Here is a 16,880-nt window from a genome sequence, read left to right as displayed (position 1 = left end):
TCAGTTGCGCCAGCGGGTGATCGTCAAGCCGACCACGCGCGCGATGATCAGCGCGACGTACATGACGCCGGCCACCTGCTCGATGATGACGACCGACCGGGCCAGCGGCAGCACCGCCGTGACGTCGGACAGCCCGACGCTCGTGAGGTTGGCGAACGACAGGTAGAGCAGCTCGAGGAAGGTCCGGTGGCCCTCCCCCTGGTAGGCGGTGAACGACCCGGGGTAGACCACCTGCACGGCCATGAAGAGGTGCGCGAACATCCACGAGACCACCGTGAAGTTGGCGCCCACCGCGAAGATCTCGTCGCGGGTGACCCACGAGTCGTCGAAGAGGTAGCGGATCAGCCCGTAGCCCGTGTAGCCGTAGAAAGCCGCGTGCAGCAGGGCGGACCAGAAGACGACCTGCTGGTTCGTGGGGGCGAACCCCTCGGCGATGGTGAGGGCGACGACCGGGATCCCGAGCACGACCGCCACCCAGGTCAGCGCTGGGGTGGCGCGCACGGCATACACGGCGATCGACAGCACGAAGACGCCGAACACCCCGATGAGGGTGCGCCCCAGCGGGGTGTCACCCGCGAACGGGTAGGCGAGCACCTCGAGCAGCTGGGCTGCGAGCAGCACCCCGCTCGGGTGTCCCTTGACGGCACCGAACCATTCACGCATGGCGCCCACCCTAGGGGTGGCCGCCACCGGGACGGCTCGGTGCCGGGTCAGGCGGTGACGACCCGGACCCGCAGCGTGCGGGCCGCGACCACGGCCGCCAGGGTCGCGGTGGTCGCCATGACCAGCGCCATCGGGACGGCCGAGCCGGAGCCCATGACGCCGATCAGCGGAGCAGCGGCGCCCCCGATGACGAACTGCGACGCACCGAGCAGGGCCGCCGCGGTACCGGCCGCCTCACCGTGCCGGGTCAGGGCGAGCGCGGGGGTGTTGGGCAGGGTCAGGCCGCAGGCGAACAGCAGGAACCACAGCGGCACCAGGATCAGCGCCAGGCCACCGAAGCCCGTCGCGGCGGACCCGAGCAGGAGCAGGGCGGCGGTGGCCCCGATCGACACCCCGGCCCGGACCAGCTGGCGGGGCGCGAACTTCTGGAGCAGGAACGGGTTCAGCTGCGAGCCGGTGAGGAAGCCGAGGGAGTTGATGCCGAAGGCCAGCCCGAACTGGGCGACGCTGAGGCCATAGATGTCCTGCAGCACGAACGACGATCCGCCGATGTAGGAGAACAGCGTGGCGAACATCAGGCCGCTGATGAGGACGAGGCCGACGAAGGTCCGGTCGCGCAACAGGCTGGCGTAGGTGGCGAGCACCGGGCGGAAGGCCAGCGGGCGACGCCGCTCGACGGGGAGGGTCTCGCGGAGCGCGAGGCTCGCGAGCGTCACCATCAGCACCCCGGCGACGGCGAGGATGACGAACACCCCGCGCCACGACGTCAGCTGGAGGATGAAGCCACCGAGGGTCGGTGCGAGCACGGGCGCCAGACCCATGACGAGCATCAGGCGGGAGAGCATCGTCGCCGCGGCGGAGCCGGCGAAGAGGTCACGGACCATCGCCATCGACACGACCGCGACAGCCGCGTTGCCGAGCCCCTGGATCGCGCGGCCGGCCGTGAGCAGCTCGATGGACGGCGCGAACGCACAGAACACCGACGCCGCGATGTGCAGCGCCAGTCCGGCGATCAGCGGGCGACGGCGGCCCACCGCGTCGGCGAGCGGACCCACGAGCAGCTGGCCCAGGCCCATGCCCAGCAGGATGCCCGTGAGCGTGCCCTGGACGGCGGACTCGGAGGCTGCCAGGTCGCGGGTGATGGAGGGCAGCGCCGGCAGGTAGGTGTCGATGGTGAGCGGCCCGATGGCGATCAGGGCACCGAGGACGAGGACGAACCGCACGTAGGACCGCCCCGTCGGCGCCACGGTCGCGGCGGGCGCAGTCGGTGCGGTCGGCGCAGTGGGTGTGGGAGAGAGAGGGGCAGTGGTCGTCTCGGGGGCGGCAGTCACCCTTGCGCAACGACCTGGGGCACGGGATGCATTCCATCCCGTGCCCCAGGTCTCGCAATGTGTGCAGGGTCACCGCGAAGGCCGCAACCCCGGGCTGCTCAGTCCCGGCCGGTCAGCTCCCAGGCGTCCACGGACTCCTCGACCTCGTCGAGCCCGTCGTAGGCCCGGGCCACCGGGTCGTTCGCGTAGCGCGGATCGGGCTCCGCGGCATACCCGGTGGGGACCTCGTCGGTGCGGTCGACGGACTCGTGGGTGGTGGACGGCGTCCCGGAGAGCGCGTCCACGTCGAACACCGGCTCGGGGTCGGCGATCTCGTCGCCGCGCATCAGCGCCAGCGTCATCGGCAGGTCGTCGGGCTTGACCAGCACGTCGCGCGCCTTGGAGCCCTCGGAGGGACCCACCACGCCACGCGACTCGAGCAGGTCCATGAGCCGCCCGGCCTTCGCGAAGCCGACGCGCAGCTTGCGCTGGAGCATCGAGGTCGAGCCGAACTGCGTGGTCACGACGAGCTCGGTGGCCTGCAGCAGCAGCTCGAGGTCGTCACCGATGTCGTCGTCCACCTGCTTCTTGGCGGCGACCACGGTGACGTCGTCGCGGTAGTCGGGCTTGAGCTGGCCGGTGACGTGCTTGACCACCTGCTGGATCTCCGACTCGGTGACCCAGGCGCCCTGCACGCGCATCGTCTTGGAGGCACCCATCGGCAGGAACAGCGCGTCACCCTGGCCGATCAGCTTCTCCGCACCGGGCTGGTCGAGCACGACCCGGCTGTCGGCGAGCGAGGACGTCGCGAACGCCATCCGCGACGGCACGTTGGCCTTGATCAGGCCGGTGACGACGTCCACGGACGGGCGCTGGGTCGCGAGCACGAGGTGGATGCCGGCGGCGCGGGCGAGCTGGGTGATGCGGACGATCGACTCCTCGACGTCCCGCGGTGCGACCATCATCAGGTCGGCTAGCTCGTCGACGATGACCAGCAGGTAGGGGTACGGGTGGATCGTCCGCTCCGACCCGGGCAGCGGCTTGACCTTGCCGGCCTTGACCGCCTTGTTGAAGTCGTCGATGTGCTTGAACCCGAACTGGGCGAGGTCGTCGTACCGGGTGTCCATCTCGCGGACCACCCAGGCCAGCGCCTCGGCGGCCTTCTTGGGGTTCGTGATGATCGGGGTGATGAGGTGGGGGATGCCCTCGTAGGCGGTGAGCTCCACCCGCTTGGGGTCGACCAGGACCATCCGCACCTCGTCGGGCGTCGCCCGCATGAGGATCGAGGTGATCATCGAGTTCACGAAGCTCGACTTGCCCGCGCCGGTGGCGCCTGCGACGAGCAGGTGGGGCATCTTGGCGAGGTTGGCGATGACGTAGCCGCCCTCGACGTCCTTGCCGACCCCCATGACCATCGGGTGCTCGTTGCCCCGCGCCGCCTGGCTGCGCAGGACGTCGCCGAGGCTGACCTTCTCGCGGTCGGCGTTGGGGATCTCGATGCCGATCGCCGACTTGCCCGGGATCGGGGAGAGGATGCGCACGTCCGCCGACGCGACGGCATACGCGATGTTCTTGGACAGTGCGGTGACCCGCTCCACCTTCGTGCCGCGGCCGAGCTCGACCTCGTAGCGGGTGACCGTCGGACCGCGGCTGAAGCCGGTGACCTGGGCGTCGATGTCGAACTGCTCGAGCACCTGGCTGAGCGACTCGACGACGCGGTCGTTGGCGGCGCTGCGGGTCTTGTGGGGCGAGCCGGGCTCGAGGATCGCGTTGTCGGGCAACGTGTAGGTGATGTCGCCGGCGAGCGCCAGCTGCTCCACGCGCTGCGGCAGCGGCGTCGTGGGCGGGGCCTCGAGGGCGGCCTTGACCTCGATCACGGGGCTCTTCGCCGGAGTCGACTCCGGGGCGAGGACGCCGGGACTGGTCGGGCGCTTCTCACCGGGACGGAACCGTCGGCCATCGGGGGCCACCAGGGCAGCCTGCTCGAACGCCTCGTCGCCCTCGAGCGGGCCCTCCGGGTCGATCACCCGGCGGCGACGCTTCGGCTTCTCCTCGGCGACCTCCTCGGGCGCGGAGGCTCCGTCGTCGAGGTGGCCACGGTGCAGGAGGTGGTCGCGCAGCTCGGTGAGGCGCGTCGGGATCATGTGGACCGGGGTCGCGGTCATGACCAGCAGGCCGAAGAAGCCCAGCATCAGCAGGATCGGCACGGTGCCGTAGACCGACACCGCCGCCTCCAGCGGGCTGGAGGCCAGGAAGCCGATGATGCCGCCACCGTCACGCATGCCGTCGGCGCCCTGGGGCGGGGTCGGGATGTCCGCGGCGACGTGGGCCAGGCCGGCGGCTGCGAACGCGAGCGCACCCAGGCCCACCCCGATGCGGGAGTTGGCCGAGTCCTCCTGCGGCGCGCGCAGGAAGCGGATGCCCAGGAAGAGCAGGGCGAGCGGCACGGCATACGCGACGCGCCCGAAGGTGCCCGCGACGACGGCGTGCACGATGTCACCGAGCGCGCCCTCGAAGGCCCACCACTCACGGGCGGCCACGAGGATCGACAGCCCGATGAGGAAGAACCCGAGCCCGTCACGGCGATGCTCGGGCTCGAGCTCACGGGCGCTGGTGCCGACCCGGCGCACGGCGCCACCGGCCACGTGCGCCATGCCCATCCAGGTGCCCCGGACCGCGCGCAGGGGCAGCGGCAGCCCGCCCCCCTTGGTCTTGCCACGGGCGGAGGTCTTGCGGGGTGCACTGGTCTTGCGGTTGGCGGGGCGTGTTGCGCTGCCCCGGCTCCCGGTCGAGCGCGACCCTGCTGCTGATCGTGCGGAGGTGGACGGACGTGTCGCCATGCTCCGCAGGCTACGCGAAGGTCACACCGGAAACACGCGTCACACGCGTATCACTGCCGGGCAATCTGCCCCGGCCGCCCCTCATCCGAACGGTCGACATCTGGTCGCGATTGGGTCGCACGGGCCGCTTTCCCCTTACCAAGAGGTGACCGCAGGTGACACGCTCAGCAGTGCGTCTGGCGGGGCCTGCGCCGACGACCAGCAATGGTCGTCGGCGCAGGCGCGCATCGAGGGGGAACCGGTCGCGGGGACCGGCCAGGCCGACCCCCCGCCAGGCCACGGAGCCGACCGCTCGAGTCCGCGCGGTCCATGTCTCAGATGACGGGAACCTGCGCCCACAGGGTGGCTCGTCCCCGTGTCGACGCCCTACCCTCGACACCAGGTCATGAGTGTCAGCGCGAAGCCCCGGCTTGCTGACCAGCAACCCTCCTCCGCGGTGGGGTGCTCCGGGTGACGACCGGGCCGTCTGCACCCGCAGCCGGCAAGCGCGGACCCGTGAGCACTCTCGGGTCCCACCCGGACCAGGAGCACCCCTCATGTCGATCGCGAGCACCCCGCCCCCCGCCTTCCGCCGGAGCGCGCCCCTCGCCCACGCCCGCACGCACCTGCGCCCCGTGCCGGACGCGCGCACGTGGGGCGAGGTCGGGCCGCTGCCCGCCGTCGTCTCCGAGGCGCTGCCGGTGCCGACCCTCGACGGCACGGTGGACTACGCCAACTTCGACCACGCCGCCTCGACCCCGGCCCTGGTCAGCGTCAAGGCAGCCGTCGACAGCGCGCTGCGCACCTACTCCTCGGTGCACCGCGGCAACGGCTGGGCCTCCCGCGTGACCTCCTCCTGGTACGAGCAGGCCCGCGCCGAGGTGCGCGCCTTCGTCGGGGCGCGCGAGGGCGACGAGGTCGTCTTCACCCGCAACAGCACCGACTCGTTCAACCTGCTGGCCCGCTGCCTGCCCCGCGACACCCACGTCTTCGTCTTCGAAACCGAGCACCACGCGGCCCTCCTGCCGTGGGCGCCCAAGCGGACCCACCGCCTCCCGGTGCCCGGGAGTGTCGGCGACGCGGCGGTCCTGCTGCGGACGGCGCTGCGTGAGCACCCCGGCCGGCACAAGCTGGTCGTCCTCGCTGGTGCCTCCAACGTCACCGGCGAGATCTGGCCGATCCGCGAGCTCGCGGCGATCGCGCGCCGCGGTGGTGCCCGGGTCGTCCTCGACGCGGCGCAGTACGCCCCGCACCGCCCGGTCGACCTCGACGACCTCGGCGTGGACTACCTGGTGCTGTCGGGGCACAAGCTCTACGCGCCCTTCGGCGCCGGGGTGCTGGCCGGCCGGGCCGACTGGCTCGACGCGGCCGCCCCCTACCTGGCCGGCGGCGGGGCCACCAAGGCGGTGACCACCCGTGGGGTCGTGTGGCAGGACGGTGCGGCCCGCCACGAGGCCGGCAGCCCCAATGTCATCGGCGCGGTCGCCCTCGCCGCGGCCTGTCACAGCCTGCGGTCGCACGCCGAGGCGATCGAGGCCCACGAGGCCGCCCTCGGGAAGCGACTGCTCGACGGCCTGGCCGCCATCGACGGCGTCGAGACCTACTCGCTGTTCGCGGCCGACCACGAGCGGGTGGCCGTCGCGACCTTCACCGTCGACGGCGTCGAGTCGTCGCTGGTCTCCGCCGCCCTGTCCGCAGAGCACGGGATCGGCGTCCGGGACGGCAAGTTCTGCGCGCACCTGTGCGTCGACGCCCTGCTCGACGACCCGTATGCCGCGGCGTCCACGACCGCGGTCCGCGCCAGTGTCGGCCTGGCCACGACGGCCGAGCACGTCGACCGGCTGCTCGCCGCCGTGGCCGAGCTCGCCGAGCACGGCCCGCGGGCCGAGTACGTCGAGGGACCGCAGGGCTGGGTGCCGGTCAACGACCCGCGCGCCCTGGACGTCGCCCGCCCCTGGTAGCCGCCCCCGCGGCATACCTAACCTCATCTTTATCGGGTGACCCGATAAACGTCGGCTTCACCCCGGAACCGTTCCGTGGTGAAGCCGGCGTTTGTCCCTAGACCCGATAAAGGTGATTCGCGGGCTAGGCCTGGATGACGACCGGGATGATCATCGGGCGGCGCCGGATCTTGCCGCCGACCCAGCCGCCGATGGCCCGGCGCATGACCTGCTCGAGCTGGTGGGAGTCGGTGACGCCGTTGCCGGTCGCCTCCGCCAGCGCCTGCTCGATCTTGGGACGCACCTGGCTGAAGATCTCGTCGTCCTCGGCGAAACCGCGTGCCTGGATCTCCGGGCCCGCCGCGATCTTGCCGGTCGCGGCGTCGATCACGACGATGACGGAGATGAAGCCCTCGTCGCGCAGGATGCGACGGTCCTTGAGCAGCGCCTCGTCGAACTCGCCCACCGACGACCCGTCGACGTAGACGTAGCCGCACGGCACGGCCCCGACGATGCGGGCGACGCCGTCGACCAGGTCGACGACCACCCCGTCCTCGGCCAGCACGACCTGCTCACGCGGCACGCCGGTCTGGACGGCGAGCTCGGCGTTGGCGACCAGGTGGCGCCACTCACCGTGCACCGGCATCACGTTGCGGGGCTTGACGATGTTGTAGCAGTAGAGCAGCTCGCCGGCGCTGGCGTGGCCCGAGACGTGCACCTTGGCGTTGCCCTTGTGCACGACGTTGACGCCGAGTCGCATGAGCCCGTTGATGATGCGGTAGACGGCGTTCTCGTTGCCCGGGATCAGGGACGAGGCCATCAGCACCGTGTCGCCCTCGCCGACGTCGATGCGGTGGTCGCGGTTGGCCATCCGGGACAAGGCGGCCATCGGCTCACCCTGGGACCCGGTGCAGATCAGGACGACCTGGTCGTCGGGGAAGTTGTCGAGCTTCTTGACGTCGACGAGCACGCCGTCCGGCACGTGGAGGTAGCCCAGCTCGGCCGCGATCCCCATGTTGCGGACCATCGAACGACCCACCATGGCGACCTTGCGGCCGGCCTGCTCGGCCGCGTTGAGCACCTGCTGGACCCGGTGCACGTGCGAGGAGAAGCACGCCACGATGATCCGGCGCTCGGCGTCGCGGAAGACCTTGTCGATGGCCGGCGCGATGTCCTTCTCCGGCGTCGTGAACCCCGGGACCTCGGCGTTGGTCGAGTCGGTCATGAACAGGTCGACGCCCTCCTCCCCCAGCCGGGCGAAGGCGCGCAGGTCGGTGAGGCGGTTGTCCAGCGGCAGCTGGTCCATCTTGAAGTCGCCGGTGTGCAGGATCGTGCCGCCGGGCGTCCGCACGAACACCGCGAGCGCGTCGGGGATCGAGTGGTTGACCGCCACGAACTCACAGTCGAAGACGCCGAGCTTCTCGCGCATCCCCTCCTTCACCCCGAGGGTGTAGGGGGTGATCCGGTGTTCCTTGAGCTTGGCCTCGATGAGCGCCAGCGTCAGCATCGAGCCCACGACCGGGATGTCGCGCTTCAGCTTGAGCAGGTAGGGGACGGCACCGATGTGGTCCTCGTGGCCGTGGGTCAGCACGATCGCCTGGATGTCGTCCAGCCGGTCCTCGAGGTACTCGAAGTCGGGCAGGATCAGGTCGACGCCCGGGTGGTGGTCCTCCGGGAAGAGCACCCCGCAGTCGATGACCAGCAGCTGTCCTTCGTGCTCGATGACCGCCATGTTGCGGCCGACCTCGCCGAGCCCACCGAGCGCGATGATGCGCACGCCGTTCTTGGGCAGCGGCCGGGGCAGGTTGAGCTCGGGGTGGGGATGACTCACAGCAGGCCAGACTCCTTGAGACCGGCGCGCAGGATGTCCAGGTGCTCCGGTGGTGACTCGACGAGCGGCAACCGCACCGTCGCGTGGTCGATGACGCCGAGCTCGACGAGCGCGGCCTTCGCCATGATCGCACCCTGGGAGGTGCTCATGATGGCGTCGACGGCGGGGACCAGCCGTCGGTGGATGTCGCGGGCGGTCGCGAGGTCGCCGCGGTCGACGGCGGCGACCATCGCGGCATACTCCTTGCCGGCCACGTGGCCGACGACGCTGACCGTGCCCACGGCACCCAGCGCGAGCCAGGGCAGGGTGGTCGCGTCGTCACCGGAGAAGTAGAGCAGGTCGGTCTCGGCCAGCACGTGCGTCGAGGCCCACGGGTCACCCTTGGCGTCCTTGACGGCCACGATGCGGTCGTGGGCGGCGAGCTCGACGAGCGTGGCGGTGTCGAAGGGGATGCCGGTGCGGCCCGGGATGTCGTAGAGCATGACCGGCAGGTCGGTGCTGTCGGCGACCGCGAGGCAGTGCGCGACCAGCCCGGGCTGGGTCGGCTTGTTGTAGTAGGGCGACACGAGCAGCAGCCCGGTCGCGCCGGCGTCGACCGCACGGGCAGCCATCTCGACGCTGTGCGCGGTCGCGTTGGAGCCGACCCCGGCCACCACAGCGGCGGCCCCGTCGACGGCCTCGGCGACGACCCGGACCATCTCGATCGACTCGTCGTCGCTGAGGGTGGCGGCCTCACCGGTCGTGCCGTTGACGACGATGCCGTCGTGGCCGTGGTCGAGCAGGTGGGCGACCAGACGGCGGGTGCCCTCGAGGTCGAGGCTCCCGTCGGCCTTCATCGGGCTGACCATGGCGGTCAGGACGCGGCCGAACGGGGACGAGGTGCTCATACCTGCAGGCTATCGCCCCGCCGAGCAGGCCCCGCGCAGCGGACACCGACCGGGACCCGATTTGGCGGGAAGGCGACGCCGCGTGGCGCCAACGCCGCGTCGGCACGGCGATGTCACCGGCCGGCGTTACGCTGCCTCCGTGCAGCAGTACCTCGATCTCCTCGACCACGTCATGACGACCGGCACGGACAAGTCCGACCGCACCGGCACCGGCACCCGTTCGGTGTTCGGCTACCAGATGCGCTTCGACCTGTCCGAGGGCTTCCCGGTGCTCACGACCAAGAAGCTCCACCTCAAGTCGATCATCGGCGAGCTGTTGTGGTTCCTCCGGGGCGACTCCAACGTCAAGTGGCTGCAGGACCGTGGCATCACCATCTGGGACGAGTGGGCCGACGAGAACGGCGACCTCGGGCCGGTCTACGGCTACCAGTGGCGGTCCTGGCCGACCCCCGACGGCCGGCACATCGACCAGATCGCCAAGGTCATCGAGTCGATCCGCACCAACCCGGACAGCCGGCGCCACATCGTGTCCGCCTGGAACGTCGCCGACGTCGACTCGATGGCGCTCCCCCCGTGCCACACGATGTTCCAGTTCTACGTCGCGAACGGGCGGCTGTCCTGCCAGCTCTACCAGCGCTCGGCCGACATCTTCCTCGGCGTCCCGTTCAACATCGCGTCCTACGCCCTGCTGACGATGATGGTGGCGCAGGTCTGCGACCTCGAGCCCGGCGACTTCGTGCACACCCTCGGCGACGCCCACCTCTACTCCAACCACGTCGAGCAGGCGACCCTCCAGCTCACCCGTGAGCCGCGACCGCTCCCCACCATGCGGATCACCCCGGGCAAGGACATCGACCAGTTCGACCTCGACGACTTCGAGCTGGTCGGCTACGACGCCCACCCCTCGATCAAGGCGCCGATCGCGGTCTGAGCCCGCCGTCCCAGCCGGGTCCTGCGGGGGCTGTCGATTAACCTGTGCGCCATGACCAACGTGACGCTCATTGCCGCGGTCGGCCGCAACGGCGTCATCGGGGCCGACAACGACATGCCCTGGCACCTGCCTGAGGACTTTGCGTTCTTCAAGCGCACCACGATGGGCCACCCGATGGTGATGGGGCGCAAGACCTTTGACTCGATCGGCCGCGTGCTCCCCGGGCGACGCACGATCGTGGTGACCCGCCAGGCCGACTGGAGCCACTCCGAGGTCGAGACCGCGCACTCCCTCAGCGAGGCGCTGTCACTGGCCGGCCCGGCGGACGAGGTGTTCGTCTGCGGTGGTGGGCAGATCTACGCCGAGGCGATGCCCTGGGCCCGTCGGCTCCTCATCACCGAGGTCGACCAGTCCCCCGAGGGCGACGTGCGCTTCCCCGAGATCGACCCGGAGGAATGGCAGGAGGTCGCGCGCGAGACCCGCGACGGCTTCAGCTGGGTCACCTACGAGCGCAGCTGACCGCCCGGCTGGCGGCCCACGGGCGGCCATCCCCCGAATGGCAGGATGCAGGCCATGGCACCGCAGCACGACCACTCCCACGACCCTCAACACAGCCACTCCCCGGGCCCGCTCGCGGACGCGAGCGTGCGGGTGGCCCGCGAGACCGACGCCCCCGCCGTGGGCCTGGTCCAGGCGGTGGTGTGGCGCGAGGCGTATGCCGCGGTGCTGCCCGAGGAGGTCCTCGCCACCTTCGAGCCACAGGCCTTCGCGTCGGTCTGGCGCCAGTCCCTGGCGTCCCCACCCCAGGGCGTCTACCGGTTGCTGGCGGCGTGCGCCGGTGACCAGGTGGTCGGGTTCGCCTCGATCGGGCCCAGCCAGGACCCGGACGCCTCGCCCGAGACCGGTGAGCTGTCCGCGCTCGGCGTGCACCCCGACGCCCGCCGGGTCGGGCACGGCTCCCGGCTGCTGAACGCGGTCGTCGACACCTTGCGCGGAGCCGGCGCCACCCGGATGCACACCTGGGTCCTCGCCTCCGACGAGGCGACCCGCGGGTTCCTGCTGGCCGGTGGGCTCGGTCCCGACGGCGCCTTCCGCGACCGGGTGATCTCGCCCGACGGCGACACGGCCCGTGAGGTGCGGCTCGTCGCCGACCTGGACACTCCTGCCCCGTGACCCGCGACTCGCGGGTCCTGCGGCAGGCCTTCTCGGTGGCCGTCGCGACCGGCGCCTACGGCATCAGCTTCGGCGCGCTCTCGGTCGCTGCCGGACTGTCGGTCCTCCAGACGCAGGCGCTGTCACTGCTGCTCTTCTCCGGTGGGTCGCAGTTCGCCCTCGTGGGCGTCCTGGCGGCCGGCCCCGCCGGGGCACCCGCTGCCGTCGCCGCCTCCAGCCTGCTGGGCGTGCGCAACGGCCTCTACGGCCTCCAGGTGTCGAAGATGCTCGACGTCCGCGGTTGGCGCCGGGTCGCCGCGGCACAGCTGACCATCGACGAGTCGACGGCGGTCGCGGTGGGACAGCGCGACGAGGCCGCAGCACGCACCGGTTTCTGGGCCACCGGCCTCGGTGTCTTCGTCTGCTGGAACCTGATGACCCTCCTGGGTTCCCTGCTCGGCGACGCGCTGGGCGACCCCCGCCGGTACGGGCTCGACGCAGCGGCCGCCGCGGCGTTCTGCGCCCTGCTGTGGCCACGGCTGCGATCGGTCGACGCCTGCGCCATCGCCGCCCTGGCCGCGCTCGTGGCGGTGCTCGTCGCGCCCCACGCGCCGTCCGGCATACCCGTGCTCGTCGCCGCGACCACCGCCCTCCTGGCCGGGGTGTGGCGCCGCGCCCACCACGACCCGCCACCGCCGCACCACTGGGAGCACGAGGGCGAAGGGGCCGCCGCGTGAGCACCTGGACGGCCGTCCTCCTGGCCTCGGCCCTGGCCTTCGCCCTCAAGCTGTCGGGCTATGTCGTGCCGGCCCGCTGGCTCGACGGCGACCGCACGACCCGGATCACGTCGGCGCTGCCGATCGCGCTGCTCGCGGCCCTCGTGGGCGTGCAGACCCTGACCGACACCGACGGTTCGATCGCCGTCGACTCGCGGGTGGCCGCCGTGGCGGTCGCGGTCGTGGCACTCGTCCTCCGGGCCCCGTTCATCGTCGTCGTGGTGCTGGCGGCCGCTGTCGCGGCCGGCCTGCGGCTACTCGGCCTGCCCTGACCTCACGGCCACTCCCGGGCGTCCTCCTCGAACCGGTCCCCCGTCTGGATGCCCACCACGCAGAACACCACGCCGCCGGGGTCGGCCATGATCACGTAGCCGTCGCGGCGCTCCAGCACGGTGGCACCGAGCGCCTCCAGCCGGGCCACCTCGGCCGGGATGTCGTCACTCTCGATGTCGAGGTGGACCCTGGGCTGCCCCTCGTCGAGGCGCTGGACCTCGAGGTTCAGCGACCCGATCTCCCCCACGCTGGCGTACGGCCCGTCGGGGACGGGACGGACCCCCTGGACCCCGGCCCAGAAGGCCAGCGCCGCGTCGTGGTGCTCGCCGGGGTGGTCGACCAGGACGATGCCGATGCGCGAACGGTGCATACCACCACGGTATGCCGCGCAGGGGCCGCTGGCGCCCCGGTCACCCCACCCGGCTCGCGCGCCAGGCCCGCACGGCGGCTCGGTAGTGCCGCTGCTCCCCGGCCCGGTCACCGGCGACCCGGCTCGCCTCGGCCTGCTCGAGCTCGGCGCCCCAGGCCCCCTCGGCGCCGTGCTCGCGGGCCTGCGCCAGCATCGCCGAACCGTCCCTGGCCAACCGCACCAGCGGCACCATGGCGAGGAGCGCGACCACCGGGATGAGGATGACGGCCAGCCCGAGGAGCACGGGGACCGGTCGTCCGTCCCGGACCAGCTCGACCCCGCGCCACCCGATCGTGGCGGAGTAGAAGCCCAGGACCACGAGGAGGACGAGGGCGGTGACCTTCTCGCGCACTCAGTCGTCCAGGCCGAGGTAGTGCTCGAGCCCGACGGTGAGGCCGGGGTGGGCACCCACGTGGCGCACCCCTTCGAGGACCCCGGGCATGAACGACGTGCGGTCGAAGGAGTCGTGCCGCAGCGTGAGCATCTCGCCCTCGCCGCCGAGCAGGACCTCCTGGTGGGCGACCAGGCCGCGCAGCCGCACCGAGTGCACCGGGATGCCGTCGACCCGGCCGCCCCTGGTGCCGTCGGGGTCCTGGGTGGTGGCGTCGGGCACGTCGCCGAGCCCGGCGTCCGACCGGGCCGCCGCGATGAGCTGGGCGGTGCGGGCGGCGGTGCCCGAGGGGGCGTCGACCTTGTTGGGGTGGTGCAGCTCGATGACCTCGACCGACTCGTAGAACCGGGCGGCCTGCTGGGCGAACCGCATCATCAGGATCGCCCCGATGGCGAAGTTGGGCGCGATGAGGACCCCGACCTCGGGGTGCGCGGCCAGCGGCTCCCGCAGCGAGTCCAGCTTCGCGTCGTCCCAGCCGGTGGTGCCGACGACCACGTGGACGCCGCGCTCGACGCAGTGCGCCACGTTGCCGGGCGAGGCGGCCGGGACGGAGAACTCCACCACGACGTCGGCCCCGCCGAGGTCACCGAGGTCGTCCCCCTGGTCGAACGTCGCGACGAGCTCGAGGTCCGCCGCGGCGGTGACCGCCCGGCACACCTCCGCGCCCATCCGACCCGCCGCACCGACCACGGCCACCCTGGTCGTCCCCACGTTGCTCTCGCTCACGGTGCCAGCCTAGCGACCGTCCACCCGACGGCAGCGGGCCCGGTGCTGATGGCACCGGACCCGCTGAACCGCTGGGTGATCCCTCCTACGTGGCCTACTGCACGAAGGCCTTGAGGCCGAGGACCACGGGGTCGTGGTCGGACGAGCGGTACGGACCGGACTGGTAGAAGTCGGTCGAGTGGTAGTTGTACCGGCTGTACTCCAGCGCCACCGACTCACCGGAGTTGATGTTCCAGTGGTCGGCCCCCGTCGACATCCGCAGGGCGTAGTCGTTGACGAGGATGTGGTCCAGCGAGCCGGACAGGCCACTGAAGGAGTACGAGTAGCTGGACGGGTCGAACGTGCTCCCGACATCGGTGTAGCCGGCCCGGTACAGCACGTCGAGCGGGTCCTCCATCGTGTAGGAGTTGTAGTCGCCGGCCATCACGACGGCCTTGGCGCCGTACTCCGCCGCGACCCCGGGCACCCAGTCGCGCAGGGCCTGGGCCTGCAGGATGCGGCTGGTCACCGAGGCGCCCTGGCCGTCCCCGGTGTCCTCGTCGCCCGGGAAGGGACCGGCCGAGCCCTTGGACTTGAAGTGGTTGACGACGAAGAGGAACTTGTCGGCCTTGGCGGTCTTCTTCTTGAAGGTCTGGGCGATCGGCTCACGGGCGTTCCCGAACGCCTGCGTCGGCCCACTCTGGTCACCCAGGGCGCGCGACCGGTCGACCCGCATGACCTTGGCCGGCTGGTAGATGATCGCGCTGGTGATGAAGTCCTGGTCGTCGGCCGACGGCAGGTCCGTCGACGACGGGACGAACGCCCAGGTGCCGGCCCCCACCTTGGCGTTGAGGGCTGCCACGAGGGCGGCGAGCGCAGTGTCACGCGGGTGGCCGAACTTGGCCGAGTTCTCGATCTCCATCAGCCCGACGACGTCGGCGTCCAGCGCGGTGATCGCCGACACCTCCTTCTCGGTCTGGCGAGCCAGGTCACCGGCATCCCAGGCACCACGGCGGTCGCAGCCGTCGCGCACCGTGACGCCGTTGTCGTCGCGGTCGTAGTAGGCCAGGCAGGTGGGGTCCTGGTCACCCAGGTCGGTGAAGTAGTTGAGGACGTTGAACGAGGCGACCTTCAGGTCGGCCGTGCCGAGCTGGTCGATGTCTGCGGTGTCCGGTGCCGCGGTGCGGGTGTTCTGGAAGCTCACCGGCGACGTGGCGTTGTCGGGACCGACGACCTGGGCCGTGGGCTGGAAGCGCCACAGGCTGAAGCGGTAGTCGACGACGACGGGGGCACTGAAGCTCGCCGCCTCGCCGACCCGGACCGGCTTGGTGTTGGACACGTAGGCCGGGGTGAGGTCAGCGTTGAGCAGGCACGGGATCGGCCGGGTGCCACACGTCGAGGTGGAGAAGCTGCTCGCCGTGAAGTTGCTCGACGCGCCGTCGTCCAGGGTGACTGCACGCTTGGCGTTGTCGGCCACGACGGCCGCGGCCTCCGGGCTGCCCGGGGCGCCGACCTCGGTGTTCTGGAGCAGCGGGTGGTCACCCACGGCCAGGCCCACCTCGCCGAACTGGTTGGTGCCGAAGGTGTTGGTGACGGTGTAGTCGCCGGTCGGCTGGAACAGCATCCCCTCGAGCGACTCACGACCGGCATCGGTGGTGGGCCACGGCACCGTGAGTGCCTGCACGGGGCTGAAGTCCTCGCCCGCGTCGACGATGTCCGCACCGGCAGCGGTCACCTCGGTGAGCCCGCTGAACTCGCTGACCTTGCCGGTGACCTCGACGTAGTTGCCGACGACGGCGTCAGCGTCGAGCGGGGTGGAGCTCCCGGACTGGAACACGAAGACGCCGTCCGAGGCACCGGACGCGCTCGGCTCGGGGCCGGTGCCCTGCGTCTGCAGGTAGAAGCCGTGGAAACCGCCGGTCGGGTAGGCGGCCGTGACGACACCCTTGACGATGACGTTCTGGCCGACCAGCGGCGAGGTGGAGCCAGTGCCCTGGACCTCGGCGATGGTCTTGGGGACCGGGGTGCCGGGAGGCGGCGGGGTGCCTGCACCCGGCGTCGGCGTCCCGACCGTGAAGTCGGTCGCGTTGTTCGCCGTGTTGCTGCTCGTGCTGTTGCGCGACACCGAGGTCGCGTTGGCCGTGCCCGGGGCGGCGCCCGCGCCGGCCCAGTCGTTGGCCGTGCCGTAGCCGACGAAGTCGACGACCTGGGGCAGGTCGGAGCAGGCGTCGGTGCACGTGGTGCCGGGCAGGGCGGTCTGGGTGTCGACCAGCGCGACCTTGCCGGCGCTGCCGCTGAGGTTGATGCCGCCGTCGACGTCGGCGGTGATGGGGGCGCCGTTGGCCCCGCTGGCGCCACCGACGACGACCCGACCGCCGGCCGGGATCCTGACGCCGGTCAGGTTCGTCTTGGTCGACCAGCTGGTTCCGGCCGCCGACGCGTACTGCACCGACCAGGTCGACAGGTCGACGGCCGCGGTGGTCTTGTTCACCAGCTCGATGAAGTCGCGGTTGAACGTGGCGCCGGAGTTGCCGCCGCCGCCGTACACCTCGTTGATCACCACGGCTGCTCCCGGCGACGGTGCGCCCAGCGCACTCGTCGGGGCCACACCGACAACTCCAGCAGTGAGGGCGATCGCGCCCACCGCTCCCATCACGTGCTTGCGGGGTACGCGCACAGCAGTCCTCCAACAGCGAACTCAGGATTGGCAGCCCCAGGACGGTGGTCCGGGCCGTCGAGCATCACATCACGAGGACGGGGAATGCGGAATGTCTGGAATGGGTCAGGAAGGTA

At 71.4% G+C, this 16,880-nt stretch carries 15 protein-coding genes and 1 riboswitch; of the genes, 6 read left to right on the top strand and 9 right to left on the bottom strand.

Features of this window, described 5'->3' with window-relative positions; genetic code table 11:
- From ASG95_RS08200 to ASG95_RS08190, 3 genes are all read right to left on the bottom strand, one after another.
- The gene (locus ASG95_RS08200) at positions 1-663 is read right to left on the bottom strand and encodes an ion channel (RefSeq protein WP_057377150.1); all 663 of its coding nucleotides are present in this window, start codon (positions 661-663) and stop codon (positions 1-3) included.
- 47 nt (positions 664-710) lie between these two features.
- Positions 711-1,910, bottom strand: a complete 1,200-nt coding sequence (locus ASG95_RS08195) for a multidrug effflux MFS transporter (RefSeq protein WP_157581842.1) — start codon at positions 1,908-1,910, stop codon at positions 711-713.
- 182 nt (positions 1,911-2,092) lie between these two features.
- A complete protein-coding gene (locus ASG95_RS08190; RefSeq protein ID WP_082592437.1) occupies positions 2,093-4,813 on the bottom strand; it encodes a DNA translocase FtsK in 2,721 nt (906 codons plus the stop codon).
- Between the two features lie 381 nt (positions 4,814-5,194).
- A riboswitch (SAM riboswitch) is annotated at positions 5,195-5,307 on the top strand.
- A gap of 42 nt (positions 5,308-5,349) precedes the next feature.
- On the opposite strand from ASG95_RS08190, the gene ASG95_RS08185 reads away from it, so the two are divergent.
- Positions 5,350-6,753 (top strand): aminotransferase class V-fold PLP-dependent enzyme, encoded by a 1,404-nt coding sequence (locus tag ASG95_RS08185; protein ID WP_082592436.1) that lies wholly within the window; start codon positions 5,350-5,352, stop codon positions 6,751-6,753.
- 124 nt (positions 6,754-6,877) lie between these two features.
- Here the strand turns inward: ASG95_RS08185 and ASG95_RS08180 are convergent, their stop codons facing one another.
- Both ASG95_RS08180 and dapA read right to left on the bottom strand, forming a co-directional pair.
- The gene (locus ASG95_RS08180; protein WP_057377147.1) at positions 6,878-8,563 is read right to left on the bottom strand and encodes a ribonuclease J; all 1,686 of its coding nucleotides are present in this window, start codon (positions 8,561-8,563) and stop codon (positions 6,878-6,880) included.
- Positions 8,560-9,450, bottom strand: coding sequence for a 4-hydroxy-tetrahydrodipicolinate synthase (gene dapA / locus ASG95_RS08175; protein ID WP_057377146.1), 891 nt, complete (start codon positions 9,448-9,450; stop codon positions 8,560-8,562). Before dapA ends, ASG95_RS08180 begins: the two co-directional genes overlap by 4 nt.
- Before the next feature lie 139 nt (positions 9,451-9,589).
- Between dapA and ASG95_RS08170 the strand changes: the two genes are divergently transcribed.
- Genes ASG95_RS08170 through ASG95_RS08150 form a run of 5 tightly spaced genes read left to right on the top strand, consistent with a single transcriptional unit; the run spans position 9,590 to position 12,581 of the window.
- Entirely contained in the window at positions 9,590-10,381 is a 792-nt protein-coding gene (locus ASG95_RS08170) for a thymidylate synthase (RefSeq protein WP_056923561.1), read from the top strand.
- A 51-nt stretch (positions 10,382-10,432) separates the two neighbouring features.
- Entirely contained in the window at positions 10,433-10,900 is a 468-nt protein-coding gene (locus ASG95_RS08165) for a dihydrofolate reductase (protein ID WP_057377145.1), read from the top strand.
- 54 nt (positions 10,901-10,954) lie between these two features.
- A complete protein-coding gene (locus ASG95_RS08160; protein WP_057377144.1) occupies positions 10,955-11,554 on the top strand; it encodes a GNAT family N-acetyltransferase in 600 nt (199 codons plus the stop codon).
- Positions 11,551-12,270: an AzlC family ABC transporter permease gene (locus ASG95_RS08155; RefSeq protein WP_057377143.1), complete on the top strand. Its 720-nt coding sequence runs from the start codon at positions 11,551-11,553 to the stop codon at positions 12,268-12,270. Before ASG95_RS08160 ends, ASG95_RS08155 begins: the two co-directional genes overlap by 4 nt.
- Positions 12,267-12,581, top strand: a complete 315-nt coding sequence (locus ASG95_RS08150) for an AzlD domain-containing protein (protein ID WP_057377142.1) — start codon at positions 12,267-12,269, stop codon at positions 12,579-12,581. The genes ASG95_RS08155 and ASG95_RS08150 overlap by 4 nt, the downstream gene beginning before the upstream one ends.
- Before the next feature lie 2 nt (positions 12,582-12,583).
- Here ASG95_RS08150 and ASG95_RS08145 read toward each other — a convergent pair whose 3' ends face one another.
- The 4 genes from ASG95_RS08145 to ASG95_RS08130 all read right to left on the bottom strand — a co-directional run bounded on the left by ASG95_RS08145 (position 12,584) and on the right by ASG95_RS08130 (position 16,764).
- Complete coding sequence (locus tag ASG95_RS08145; protein ID WP_056923566.1) at positions 12,584-12,952, bottom strand: VOC family protein; 369 nt, start codon at positions 12,950-12,952, stop codon at positions 12,584-12,586.
- A 40-nt stretch (positions 12,953-12,992) separates the two neighbouring features.
- Entirely contained in the window at positions 12,993-13,343 is a 351-nt protein-coding gene (locus ASG95_RS08140) for a hypothetical protein (protein ID WP_056923567.1), read from the bottom strand.
- Entirely contained in the window at positions 13,344-14,108 is a 765-nt protein-coding gene (dapB, locus tag ASG95_RS08135) for a 4-hydroxy-tetrahydrodipicolinate reductase (RefSeq protein ID WP_082592435.1), read from the bottom strand.
- A 94-nt stretch (positions 14,109-14,202) separates the two neighbouring features.
- Positions 14,203-16,764 (bottom strand): ExeM/NucH family extracellular endonuclease, encoded by a 2,562-nt coding sequence (locus ASG95_RS08130; protein WP_235543619.1) that lies wholly within the window; start codon positions 16,762-16,764, stop codon positions 14,203-14,205.
- Between the last annotated feature and the right edge of the window lie 116 nt (positions 16,765-16,880).

The sequence above is a fragment of the Phycicoccus sp. Soil803 genome, from assembly GCF_001429685.1.
GTDB lineage: Bacteria > Actinomycetota > Actinomycetes > Actinomycetales > Dermatophilaceae > Pedococcus.
The sequence above is the reverse complement of the archived record's forward strand: the minus strand, read 5'-3'. Positions and strand labels throughout refer to the sequence as shown.